At 61.9% G+C, this 12,246-nt stretch carries 12 protein-coding genes; 8 read left to right on the top strand and 4 right to left on the bottom strand.

From position 1 onward, the window contains the following. Positions 1 to 124 precede the first annotated feature (124 nt). From GGQ99_RS01970 to GGQ99_RS01960, 3 genes are read left to right on the top strand one after another with little or no spacing between them, the layout of a single operon-like run. Complete coding sequence (locus GGQ99_RS01970) at positions 125 to 1,159, top strand: hypothetical protein (RefSeq protein ID WP_183260317.1); 1,035 nt, start codon at positions 125 to 127, stop codon at positions 1,157 to 1,159. Then, positions 1,152 to 1,412, top strand: a complete 261-nt coding sequence (locus GGQ99_RS01965; RefSeq protein WP_183260316.1) for an acyl carrier protein — start codon at positions 1,152 to 1,154, stop codon at positions 1,410 to 1,412. Before GGQ99_RS01970 ends, GGQ99_RS01965 begins: the two co-directional genes overlap by 8 nt. After that, positions 1,369 to 2,229: a hypothetical protein gene (locus GGQ99_RS01960; RefSeq protein WP_183260314.1), complete on the top strand. Its 861-nt coding sequence runs from the start codon at positions 1,369 to 1,371 to the stop codon at positions 2,227 to 2,229. Before GGQ99_RS01965 ends, GGQ99_RS01960 begins: the two co-directional genes overlap by 44 nt. A 70-nt stretch (positions 2,230 to 2,299) precedes the next feature. On the opposite strand, the gene ettA is transcribed toward GGQ99_RS01960, so the two are convergent. Further along, positions 2,300 to 3,949 (bottom strand): energy-dependent translational throttle protein EttA, encoded by a 1,650-nt coding sequence (gene ettA / locus GGQ99_RS01955; protein WP_108607598.1) that lies wholly within the window; start codon positions 3,947 to 3,949, stop codon positions 2,300 to 2,302. Between the two features lie 308 nt (positions 3,950 to 4,257). Here ettA and GGQ99_RS01950 point away from each other — a divergent pair, with 308 nt between their 5' ends. Beyond that, on the top strand, positions 4,258 to 5,529 hold the full coding sequence (locus tag GGQ99_RS01950) for a tlde1 domain-containing protein (protein WP_245439341.1): 1,272 nt from the start codon (positions 4,258 to 4,260) through the stop codon (positions 5,527 to 5,529). A 100-nt stretch (positions 5,530 to 5,629) separates the two neighbouring features. After that, on the top strand, positions 5,630 to 6,547 hold the full coding sequence (locus tag GGQ99_RS01945; RefSeq protein WP_108607597.1) for a cation diffusion facilitator family transporter: 918 nt from the start codon (positions 5,630 to 5,632) through the stop codon (positions 6,545 to 6,547). 1 nt (position 6,548) lies between these two features. On the opposite strand, the gene GGQ99_RS01940 is transcribed toward GGQ99_RS01945, so the two are convergent. Continuing rightward, positions 6,549 to 7,436: a LysR substrate-binding domain-containing protein gene (locus tag GGQ99_RS01940; protein WP_183260312.1), complete on the bottom strand. Its 888-nt coding sequence runs from the start codon at positions 7,434 to 7,436 to the stop codon at positions 6,549 to 6,551. 300 nt (positions 7,437 to 7,736) lie between these two features. Here GGQ99_RS01940 and GGQ99_RS01935 point away from each other — a divergent pair, with 300 nt between their 5' ends. Next, entirely contained in the window at positions 7,737 to 8,786 is a 1,050-nt protein-coding gene (locus GGQ99_RS01935) for an LLM class oxidoreductase (protein ID WP_183260310.1), read from the top strand. Between the two features lie 23 nt (positions 8,787 to 8,809). After that, positions 8,810 to 9,286, top strand: a complete 477-nt coding sequence (locus GGQ99_RS01930) for a flavin reductase family protein (protein ID WP_183260309.1) — start codon at positions 8,810 to 8,812, stop codon at positions 9,284 to 9,286. 85 nt (positions 9,287 to 9,371) lie between these two features. Here GGQ99_RS01930 and GGQ99_RS01925 read toward each other — a convergent pair whose 3' ends face one another. Both GGQ99_RS01925 and GGQ99_RS01920 read right to left on the bottom strand, forming a co-directional pair. Then, complete coding sequence (locus GGQ99_RS01925) at positions 9,372 to 10,133, bottom strand: ABC transporter permease (protein WP_183260306.1); 762 nt, start codon at positions 10,131 to 10,133, stop codon at positions 9,372 to 9,374. After that, positions 10,130 to 11,056: an ABC transporter ATP-binding protein gene (locus GGQ99_RS01920; protein WP_183260304.1), complete on the bottom strand. Its 927-nt coding sequence runs from the start codon at positions 11,054 to 11,056 to the stop codon at positions 10,130 to 10,132. The genes GGQ99_RS01925 and GGQ99_RS01920 overlap by 4 nt, the downstream gene beginning before the upstream one ends. Before the next feature lie 207 nt (positions 11,057 to 11,263). Here GGQ99_RS01920 and GGQ99_RS01915 point away from each other — a divergent pair, with 207 nt between their 5' ends. Beyond that, a complete protein-coding gene (locus tag GGQ99_RS01915) occupies positions 11,264 to 12,196 on the top strand; it encodes an alpha/beta fold hydrolase (RefSeq protein WP_183260303.1) in 933 nt (310 codons plus the stop codon). The last annotated feature ends 50 nt before the right edge of the window (positions 12,197 to 12,246 follow it).

Genomic DNA, 12,246 nt, shown 5'->3' with positions numbered 1-12,246 from the left:
TCGCATTTGAATACCAACTTTTCGCTGAACTAGGTCAAGCCGATGCGCGGAATACGCGAACCTGCTTGAGCTGCCAAGTTGAATCCGCTACGAGAAGTGAGTTCTACATGCACAGCAGCCGCCAATGCTAAAGATCCATCACGATCCCGACCGAGCTGATGTATACCTGAGCATGCATCCGTTTCGTTTCGACGAAAAGTTAAGATGTATATGCGTTTTCGATAAAAATCTCATATCCGAAATATTTCGATCGGATCGATTCAAGGTTATCGCTTTTGCCGATCATTATCGCCAGATAGCAGATCGCACCAAGTTCAATTTCGATGCGAGCATCGCAGCACTTGACCATGTCCCGCTGGCAAATGAGGGCAGCCGCCACCGACATCTCCGCGGACAGGTCGCGTCGGTCGTGGGCGCGGATTCCCGCAGCAAGTTGCGTGCTATCGAAAATTTCATTGCCGGGCTGGCAACGAATACCTTCACCGGCGGACGTGATGTCGATCTGGTGCATGACGTTGCGGGGCCGATCTTCAACAAATTGTTCTCACTCTGGTTCGGCCTAGAGCAGGCTGAACTTGTCGGGCATATGAATGTTTCGCAAGTCTTCGACATGGTGCTGAGTCTGAACCGCCGCAAAGGCGTGAATGATCAGGTTGCGGCCATGACCTGCGCTTTTGCCTCGCAGGAAACCCGGCTACCGACGACGCCGGAGATCGCCGTCGCCATGAACATACTTGGCAACGACGCCCTCATTGGCTCGATTGCGCTGTCGTTGTGGCACACACTGGCGCGCAACGCCGGCAAGCGTCTCGATGAAATCGACTATCCCGACAATTTGCCCTCGACCGGCGTCCCGTACATCGAAAGGGTAGCGGCCGAGGACGTGGAAATCGGCGGCTTGATCGTGAGCAAGGGGCAACGCGTACGGCTGATGATCGACGCGACCGCCTACCATGTTTCCGAAGACCAGGCAGATCTGCTGTTCGGCAAGGGGCGTCACCTTTGCTTGGGAAAGCCGGCAACCCTCACGATCTGGAGCAGCCTGATCAAAGCCTTGTCGGCCAACTCACGGAAATTCACCGTTGGTGAGATCAAGATGAGAACGGGCGACTATGCCTTCAGCTTCCCCGAATTTGCGCGAGTCACCATCCATGACTGAAGATGTTCGCCTGGTCTGCGTCGAGATGTTCCGCGACATAGCCGGCTTGAACAGCTCAAGCCACGGCGGCGGCATATCGGATGCGCAGATACTGTCCAATCCGATAGAATCTTTCGACGTCGACAGCCTCACCACCATGGAATACGTGATGGGCTTGGAAGAGCGCTTCGACGTTGTGCTCGACGAAGAAGCCGTCAACGGCTGCGCCAATGTCGGCGAGCTTGCAGCCCTCATCTCGACTGCGCGTGTTTAAGTTCCGCAGACGATCCGCTTCGGAAGTCGCCGCCGAAGCGGCTTCGCCCAGCTTTGGGTTGAGGTTGCCGCGCAGCAACGGGATCGTGAAGAATCTTGTCCGTTTCGGCCTGTTGAGCTCGGGCGAACCGCCGCTGACGCGCTTCTCGCGCACGGAAATCGCAACGCACGTCAATCTCTACTCTGCCGGGCGCAGCGCGCCCAATCTCATCGTCGGCTTCGCTACCAAGCATGGCTTCATCATGATGGGCGCGGCGCTGTTCCTCGAAGATCTGGACGATGCCCAGCATGACTTCCTGCAACTGGCCGATCCCAGGCGTGAATTCTTCGACGGCGGCATCGAGGGATTTGCTTCCTCGATGCGCGATCTGGCATTGCGCGTCGGCAACCTGGCCCGCGAACGCGGCTATCGGTCGATCATGACCTACGGCACCAGCATGGGCGGATTTCCTGCCATTCGGGCCGGCAACCTCATGGGCGCCGATCGGGCGATCAGCGTCGGTGGCAGATATGCCTGGCATCCCGGGTCGATGGCAAAGGGCCTGCGGGTTGGCGCGTTCGACACGCTCTGCAACTGCCGCTCGCCACTGACGACGCGCTGCTATCTCCTGTACAGTGTGGGCTGCCGCGAAGACCTCGACCACGCGGCCAAGCTCGCGGCAATCGCACCCGCAAGCCACAGAATTGGCGTACCCGGCCGCAAGCACAACTTTCCCATGGTCCTTAAAGACAAGGGAAAGCTTGGCGGCTTTCACGCCGAGATATTCAATCTCGCCCGCGAACCTGATCCGTCCCGCATCGCCGCATTGATGGGTTGACCGGCCGGGTTTCCGCACACCAAACCAATTGCGCCCCGCTTTTGGCGGGGCGCTTGGAATAGTCTGGAGCTTAGCGCGTCAGGCGCTTGTGGCTCATCCGGTGCGGGTTGGCCGCATCGGCGCCAAGGCGGCGGATCTTGTCCTTCTCGTATTCCTCGAAGTTGCCTTCGAACCACTCGACATGCGCGTCGCCTTCATAGGCCAGCATGTGGGTAGCCATGCGGTCGAGGAACATACGATCGTGGGAGATGATGACGGCGCAGCCGGCATAAGCTTCGAGTGCATCTTCGAGCGCGCCCAGAGTTTCGGTGTCGAGATCGTTGGTCGGTTCGTCGAGGAGCAGAACGTTGCCACCGTTCTTCAACATCTTGGCAAGGTGGACGCGGTTGCGCTGACCACCCGACAGGTTGCCGACGCGCTGCTGCTGGTCGCCGCCGCGGAAGTTGAACGACGAGCAATAGGCGCGGCTGTTCACTTCATGCTTGCCGAGCTTGATGACTTCGGCACCGCCGGAGATCTCTTCCCACACGGTCTTGGTCGGGTCGAGCGCGTCGCGGCTCTGGTCGACATAGCCGAGCTTGACGGTCTCGCCGACACGGATCGAGCCGCTATCGGGCGTTTCCTGGCCGGTGATCATCCTGAACAGCGTGGTCTTGCCGGCGCCGTTCGGGCCGATGACGCCGACGATGCCGCCGGGCGGCAGCTTGAAGTTCAGGTTTTCGATCAGCAGTTCGTCGCCGTAGCCCTTGTTCACGCTATCGACCTCGATCACCACGTTGCCGAGGCGTTCGCCAGCCGGAATGACGATCTGCGTGTCGGTCGGACGACGCTGATCCGCCTTCTCCACCAGCTCCTCATAGGCCTTGATACGCGCCTTGGACTTGGTCTGGCGTGCCTTGGGCGAGGATGCGATCCACTCGCGTTCGCGCCAGATCGCCTTCTGGCGGGAATCGTCCTCGCGGCCTTCCTGGATCAGGCGCTTGGCCTTGGCGTCGAGATACTTGGTGTAGTTGCCCTCATAGGGGATGCCGCGGCCGCGATCGAGTTCCAGGATCCAGCCGGTCACGTTGTCGAGGAAGTAGCGATCGTGGGTGATGATCAGCACCGAGCCCGGATAGTCGCGCAGGTGCTTTTCCAGCCACGCCGTGGTCTCGGCATCGAGATGGTTGGTCGGCTCGTCGAGCAGCAGGAGGTCAGGCTGTTCGAGCAGCAGGCGGCACAGCGCGATGCGGCGGCGTTCGCCACCCGACAGCTGGGTCACTTCGGAGTCGGCGGGCGGGCACTGCAGCGCGTCCATCGCCATCTCGACCTGCTGTTCCAGGTCCCACAGGTTGAGACGGTCCATCTCGTCCTGCAGCTTGGCGCCCTCGTCGGCGGTCTCGTCCGAGTAGTTCATCATCAGCTCGTTATAGCGCTCGATGATGGCGGTCTTCTTGGAAACGCCGTCCATGACGTTTTCGAACACGGTCTTGGCAGGATCGAGATGCGGCTCCTGCGCCAGGTAGCCGACGGTCGCGCCATCAGCCAGCCAAGCCTCGCCGGACCATTCCTTGTCGAGGCCGGCCATGATCTTGAGCACCGTCGACTTGCCGGCACCGTTCGGGCCCAGGATGCCGATCTTGGCGTCGGGGTAGAACGACAGGTTGAGATTATCCAGCACCTTCTTGGTGCCGTAGGACTTGGTCAGTCCCGACATGTGATAGATGAACTGGCGTGCCACGCGCGCGTATCCTGCTTCTCAAGTGATAGGAGTTGGGCGCTATGTAGGCCATCCCACCCCAAACGGCAAATGCTTTTGGGTGAGCCAAATCAGCGCCAACAGACGCTCCCGGAGCGTCGTCGCAGCCGCAAAGCAAAATTTAACCATATTTGTCCATCCTTTCTCCATCGTTCTGTCGAGTTGGGGACATTCCGGAAATCACGCACTGCGGTCGCTCGCCGGCCGTAGACGTTGCGAGACAACTGGTCTGCTACGCGTTAGTGAGTAAAACCGTTCGTTTCCGGCCTTTGCGCCGTCTTTTGCGTCCATTGCTGATCGCTTCCCTTGGCACCGCTTTTGCCGGCGCGGCCGCGTGGTCGATGGCCGGCGTGGTGGCGATGGGCAATGTCAGCGCCTTCGATGCGACCCACTTTGCGCCCAAGCCACCGGTCCAGGCGGTCAAGGTCCCCAAGGCGCGTCTGACGGCCTATGTCAGTACCGACAAGGCGTCGCGGCTGACCGCACCAAGGCAGAGGCCCGTTATCGCCAACGCCGCGCAGCCCGTTGTGACCGCGAGCCTGGTTTCTGGCTCAGGCAAATCCCCCCGGCATGTCGATGTTGCAGCTATTGCACCCCCAACCGGCCATTCCGCCCGCTTCGACACCATCGCCAGGCAGGCCGACCTCAGCTCGAAAAAGCTCGCCAGCCTGTTCGGCTCGGCCGATGCGGCCGCACCGCAACGCCTCGCCGCGGACGCCACAACGTCCAGCCCGGACGTGCCGCTGCCCGCCTCGACGACGCAGCACCCGACGATCCTCGCTTATGCCGATCCGTCGCCGGGCGCCGCCGCCGACACGGCCCTGTCGACCTTGCTGACGGGTCCTTCCGAGGAGGAACTCGCCGCAGCACAGGTTGAAGCGGAAGCCGCCGCCCTGCCCGACTATGCCGAAACCCCTTCTGCGGCCCCCCGGCCCGAACTTCGCCCGGAAGCAACCGCCCGGCCCGCCGACGCCGGCAAGCCGGACGCTGGCGAGGCCGCTGAGCCGAAGGCAGCCGACAAGCGCGAAACGCAGAAGCATCAGAAGCTCGCTTATGCCCGTCCGGAAATCCCGGAAGACAAGCCAGGCAGCACCCTTGGCCAGTCGTTGCGCAACATGTTCGGCGGCAAGACCAGGGCCGGCAACGGCGTCGCCGTCTACGACATCAGCGCCGCCAAGGTCTACATGCCCGACGGCAGCGTGCTCGAGGCCCATTCCGGCATCGGCAACATGGCCGACAATCCGCGCTACACCCATGTCAAGATGAACGGCCCGACCCCGCCGCATACCTACAATCTCAGAATGCGTGAAAAGCGCTTCCATGGCGTCGAGGCGATCCGCATGCTGCCCGTCGATGGCAAGAACAAATTCGGCCGCGATGGCTTCCTGACCCATAGCTACCTGCTGCGCGGCGGCCGCGAGGAGTCGCATGGCTGCGTTGCCTTCGCCGACTACAAGCGTTTCCTCACTGCCTTCAAGCAGGGCAAGGTCAAGCAGATCATCGTCGTGCCGAGCGGTGGGCGCGAAAGCTTCCGCCTTGCCTCGAACGGCAAGTCCATCTGACGGGCAAGCCAATCCCGGGGCCGCGGGTGCTTTCGCCAAGGCAATGAGCCGCTGCCACAGTCGATAGACATCGCGGCAGCGCCATTCCATAACCGGCGACATGCTCAGCGAAACGAAAGTCCTTCGAATTTCCATCGCCGTGACCTTCGTCGTCGCGGTTTTCGGCATTGCCTTCGGTGTCTTGAGCGGCTCGTCCTCGATCGCTTTCGATGGCGCCTATTCCCTCGCCGATGCGACCATGACCATCCTGGCGCTGATCGTCGCGCGGCTCATCACCAGCAACGCCAATCACAACCGCCGGCTGCACAAGCGCTTTTCGCTCGGCTTCTGGCACCTGGAGCCCATCGTTTTGGGCATGAACGGCATCGTCTTGATGAGCGTGTCCATCTACGCCCTGATCAACGCCATCGCCAACCTGCTGGCCGGCGGCCGCCAGCTCGAGTTCGACTTCGCCATCGTCTATGCCGCGGTGACGCTCGCCGCCTGCCTGACCATGGCGTTCATCGGCAGCCGCGCCAACCGGACGATCCAGTCCGACTTCGTCACCCTCGACGTCACAGCATGGATGATGTCCGGCGGCATCACCGCAGCGCTGCTGGTTGCCTTCATCGGCGGCAGTCTGGTCGAAGGCACCGAACTGAGCTGGGTCGCGCCTTATGTCGACCCTGCGGTGCTGGCGCTGGTCTGCCTGATCATCATACCGATGCCCATCGCCACCGTCCGCCAGGCATTTTCCGACATTCTGCTGATCACGCCGGAAACGCTCAAGACGCATGTCGACGAGGTTGCCCGTGCAACCGTGAAGAAACACGGTTTCGTTTCCTATCGCGCCTATGTCGCCAAGGTCGGCCGTTTGATGCAGGTCGAGCTTTACTTCATCGTGCCGCCCGGCCTGCCCGCGAAAACCATCGAGGAATGGGACCGGCTGCGCGACGAGATAGGCGACGCCCTTGGCGATGAAGGCCCTGATCGTTGGCTGACCATCGCCTTCACCGCCGACAAGGAATGGGCGGAGTAACTCAGCCTGCTTGCGCCTCTTCCATGAGCCAGGCAACGAAGCGCGCGATCGCGGGGCGTTCGGCGACATGCGGCAAGGTGACGGCATAATAGGCGAACGCGGTTGGCCATGGGCGCTCGATGGCGACAGCGAGCCGGCCGGAGGCGATCTCTTCCTTGGCATAGATGTCACGAATGAGCGCGATGCCCTGCCCGGCTTCAGCCGCTCGGATCAGCAGAAAATCATCGTCGAATGAAGGCCCGCGTTCGATGCGCGCGTCGCCTTCGATCCCCATTGCCTTGAGCCAGAGCCGCCAGTCGGCCCTGTCCGAGTCCTGCAGAAGGGGGTAGGCAAGACAGTCGCCAGGCTCCGTCAGTCGAGGGCCGCCGGCCAGCAGCGCCGGGCTAGCCACCGGTATCAGTTCGGGCGCCATCAGATGAATGGCATCGAGGCCGGGATAGTCGCCAAGCCCGTGGCGGATTGCGACATCCACCCTTCCCTTGCGCAGATCCACCAGTTCGGATGATGCCTCGACCCGGACCTCGATCTCAGGGTGCCGGCTAGTAAACCGGCCGAGACGAGGAACGAGCCAGGATGCCGCGAAGGATGGCACGGTGCAGATGGTGATCGATTGCGCAGCATTTCTGGCCTCGAGCAGGTCAAGGCCATGTTCGATCTGGTCGAAGGCACGCAGGACTGCCGGATGGACGCTTGCGCCGACTTCCGTCAACTCGACGCCGTATCGTGTTCGCGAAAACAGCGGCGCGCCAGAGCGCTGCTCGAGCAACCTCAATTGTTGGCTCACCGCACCGGAAGTCACCCCCATCGCTTCAGCCGCACGCTTGATGCTGCCGTGGCGTCCGGTTTCGGCAAAGGCCCGTAGTGCCAGCAAAGGGAGAACCCTGCCCATGAGAGACGTCCGATCCAGATATGAAATGAGCTAAACTCTATTGAAGCGCCCTCCTCATCGTCGATTACCTTGGGGCGCGGCATGCATCCATATTTCATATAGAGAAATTCACGGCAATTCGCCATCGTGAAGCCCCTTTAGAATTTAGCTGAACTACCTTCTTAGACGAGAATTCATCGTTTCCCTCACTTGTCCGGGTTTCGTAACGTGCTGCCAGGTTAGCGCTGCAAAAGCGCAAGCTCCCACTGCCGGGCCTCCGCCAGGCTCGGGAAAGAATCCGCGACAAGGAAACTTCTGCCTATGAACATCGCCGCCCCCCGAACAGATCGTTCGACCGCCCATTCCGGCGCATCCAGTGAAGCTTTTGCCGGTCACCCCGGCTATCGGCGCATGTTCGCTCCGGACCGGCTGACCGTCGGCATCTTTCTGCCCTTGCGCTTCTATGAGGGCGACATGGCTGTCCTGGAAGGCCAGACTGAACTGGTCGAGGACATCGACCGCCGCGGCTTTGCAAGCATCTGGGTCCGTGACGTGCCGCTTTTCGATCCGGGCTTTGGCGATGCCGGCCAGCTTTTCGACCCCTTCACCTATCTTTCCTATCTGGCGGCGCGGACGCATAAAGTCGCGCTGGCCACGGGAAGCGCCATCTTTTCGCTGCGCCATCCCATCGATCTCGCCAAGGCGGCAACCACGATCGACCACCTTTCCGGCGGCCGTCTCGTGCTGGGAATCGCATCAGGCGACCGCCCGGCGGAGTTTCCGGCCTACGGCCTGGACATGGACGATCGGGGCAGGCGATTTGCGGAAGCGGTGGCCTATTTCCGGCAACTGATCGCACCCGGCCGGCCGTCCATCAATTCAAGGCTCGGAACGATGACAGGCATCGACTTCCTGCCCAAGCCGCCGGTAGGTCGTATTCCGCTGATCGTCACCGGATCCAGCCGGCAGACGCCGGCATGGGTTGCCGAACATGCCGATGGCTGGCTGACCTACCCGCAGCCCACCCACATAGCGGAGGGCCCGAAGCGGCTGGCGCAGAACATTCGCGCTTGGCGGGACCAGATTCCGGATGGTGGCTTTCGCCCGCATATGACCAACGAGTGGCTCGATCTCTCCGACGACCCCGACTTCCCCCGCACTGCGCTCCGCGGCGGATTCGTGTTGAAGACCGGCCGCAAGGGGCTGATCGACCTTCTCGGAGAATGGCGCGAGGCCGGCGTCAACCATGCGGCTCTGGGGATGCAGTTTTCCGGCCGCCCGGCTGGCGAGATCATCCAGGAACTCGCCGAAGAGGTCTTGCCACACTTCCCGTCGCTGGAGGGGCCTTCGCCGCTTGCTGCGAGATGGTAAGCGTCGCAGAGCGGCCAGCCACAATGTCGCTTGACGCCCTCAAGTCGGCCTTCGCCCAGGTTCCGACATCTGTTGCAATCGTCACGACAGGCAGCGGATCGGAGCGCTATGGTGCAACGGTTGGCACGCTGACAGCACTGTCCCTCGGCCCGCCGATGCTGATGTTCGCGATGAAACAGACCTCCAGCCTGCTGCAGCGGCTGGAGGTGGGAAGGCCTGTCGGCATCAACGTTCTCGCCGCCCATCAGCACGACATAGCGCGCCGCTTTGCCACGCCAGGCATAGATCGGTTCGGCGACACGCGATGGTGCGAGGAGCACGCGCTTCCCCGCATCGACGAGACGCTGCTGTGGATTGCGGCCCGCGTCCGCGACCAGCTGTCGCTTGGCGACCACATACTGGTCACGGCGATCATCGAGCACACCCAGACGGAAGACCTCGCACCGCTGGTATTCTGGCGGCGCGGCTTTTCGGCGATCTCGAACGACAGAGGAGTCTGAGTTCGGCTAGGCGTCCTCGCTGCGGCTGCACCGAAAAGTCTTTGGCGTGCAGCCGCATAAGCTAGCCGATTGTTGTCTTCCTAGCCTACGCCTTGATGCGCCAGCCGGTCCTGAATATCCACCAGACCGCAATCAGGCAGGCAACGAGGAACACCAGCGTCATGCCGAGGCTGATGCCGACATTGACGTCCGATATGCCGAAGAAGCTCCAGCGGAAGCCGCTGACCAGATAGACCACCGGGTTGAACAGCGACACGGTGCGCCAGAACGGCGGCAGCATGTCGATGGAGTAGAAGCTGCCGCCAAGGAAGGTCAACGGTGTGACGATCAGCATCGGCACCAGCTGCAATTGCTCGAAATTGCCGGCCCAGATGCCGATGATGAAGCCGAACAGGCTGAAGGTCACCGCCGTCAGCACCAGGAACAACAGCATCCAGCCGGGATGCTGGATCTGCAGCGGCACGAACAGTGCGGCGGTCGCAAGGATGATCAGCCCGAGGATGATCGACTTCGACGCTGCCGCCCCGACATAGGAGATGACGATCTCCAGATAGGACACCGGCGCCGACAGCAGCTCGTAGATGGTGCCGACGAATTTCGGGAAATAGATGCCGAACGAGGCATTGGAGATGCTCTGGGTCAAAAGCGACAGCATGATCAGCCCGGGCACGATGAACGCGCCGTAGCTGATGCCGTTGATCTCGCTGATGCGCGAGCCGATGGCAGCACCGAAGACGACAAAATAGAGCGAAGTCGAAATGACGGGCGAAACGATGCTTTGCAGCAGCGTGCGCCAGGTGCGCGCCATTTCGAACAGGTAGATTGCGCGGATCGCGTGAAAATTCATCGCCGTTCACTCACCAGATTGACGAAGATCTCCTCCAGCGAACTCTGGCTGGTCTGAAGGTCCTTGAAGCGGATACCGTTGTCGTTGAGGTCCTTGAGCAGCGCCGTGATGCCGGTTCGTTCACCCTGCGCGTCGTAGGTGTAGACGATTTCGTGGCCGCCGTCGGCCAGCTCCAGGCCGTGGCTGGCGAGCGCCGGCGGCAGGCTGTCGAGCTGGCTCTGCAACTGCAGCTTCAATTGCTTGCGGCCCAGCTTGCGCATCAGCTCGGCCTTCTCCTCGACGAGGATGATCTCGCCCTTGGAGATGACCCCTACCCTGTCGGCCATCTGCTCGGCCTCCTCGATGTAGTGCGTGGTCAGGATGACGGTGACGCCGGTTTCGCGCAGCGAGCGCACCACCTCCCACATGTCGCGCCTCAGCTCGACGTCGACGCCGGCGGTAGGCTCGTCGAGAAACAGGATCTGCGGTTCGTGCGACAGCGCCTTCGCGATCATCACGCGCCGCTTCATGCCGCCCGACAGCGTCATGATCTTGCTGTCCTTTTTCTCCCACAGCGACAGGTCCTTGAGGATCTTCTCGATATGCGCCGGGTTCGCCGGCTTGCCGAACAGGCCGCGGCTGAAGCTGACCGTCGCCCATACGGTTTCGAAGGCGTCGGTGGTCAGTTCCTGCGGCACCAGCCCGATGCGCGAGCGCGCGTCACGGTAGTCGCGAACGATGTCGTGCCCATCCGCCAGCACCATGCCCTCGGTCGGGTTGACGATGCCGCAGATGATGCTGATCAGCGTCGTCTTGCCGGCGCCGTTGGGCCCGAGCAAAGCGAAGATCTCGCCGCGGCTGATGTCGAGATTGATGTTCTTCAGCGCCGAAAAGCCCGACGCATAGGTCTTGGAAAGATTGGAAACGGAAATAATCGGCTGCATGGCGATCATCGCTTGAGATTTGAATGGAAATGAAGGGCAAAACCGGCTGGGGGCACGCCGGCGCTGGGGTTAGCGGAATATATGGGCTGATATCGTGCGAACAAGGGGCACGCCGCCGCCTCCTGACATTGTCGTGTGCACCACCGGCCGCCGCCCTTGACGCGCAAGGGTGGGGCCCTCAACAGTTCCGATCGAGGGGAGACAACAATGCCGTTCGACAGTCGCATTCCGCTCGCATCGCCCACGGGCGCCCATATCAACCTGTTTGTCCGCCGCGCCGAGGCACCTGCCCGGGCGGTGGTTCAGATCAACCACGGCTTGGCCGAACATGCCGCACGCTACGGCCGCTTCGCCGATTTCCTCGCCGCCCATGACTGTCACGTCTACGCCCATGACCATCGCGGCCATGGCGCGACGTCGGCGCCCGATGCGCCTACCGGGCGTTTCGCGGCCAAGGACGGTGTCGACCGCGTCCTGGCCGATGTCGGAGCCGTGCATGACTTCATCGCAGTCCAGCACCCCGATCTGCCGGTTGTGATCGTCGGCCACTCGATGGGTGGGCTGATCGCGCTCAATTTCGTGCTGCGCCATTCCGAACGCGTGGCAGCCGCGGCCATCTGGAACGCCAATTTCTCCGCCGGCATCCTCGGCCGGCTGGCACAGGCCATCCTTGCCTTCGAGCGCTTCCGGCTCGGGTCGGACGTGCCCTCCCGCATCCTGCCCAAGCTGACCTTCGGCGACTGGGCAAAGAAGATCCCCGGCCGCCGTACCGAATTCGACTGGCTCTCGCGCGATCCGGCCGAGGTCGATGCCTACATCGCCGACCCGCTCTGCGGCTGGAACGCCTCGGTGTCGATGTGGATCGACATTTTCGATCTGGTCTTTGCCGGTGCCGACGACGGCAACTTCGCAAGCGTGCGCAAGGACCTGCCGTTCAACCTCATCGGCGGCGCTCACGACCCGGCAACCGATGGCGGCAAGGCGGTCGAGGCGCTGGCTTCGCGCATGCGCCGGATGGGCTTTTCGAATCTCGTTTCAAAGGTTTACGCAGAAACCCGCCACGAAAGCCTGAACGAGATCAATCGCGATGCCGTGATGACCGATTTTGCCGGCTGGCTCGACCTGACGTTTCCGCGGTGAACATGCTTGCTGGCCCATCGCAACGTGGTGGCGGGATACCGGGACTCCTG

The organism is Aminobacter niigataensis (assembly GCF_014200015.1).
Lineage (GTDB): Bacteria > Pseudomonadota > Alphaproteobacteria > Rhizobiales > Rhizobiaceae > Aminobacter > Aminobacter niigataensis.
This window is presented reverse-complemented; position numbering and strand designations above follow the sequence as displayed.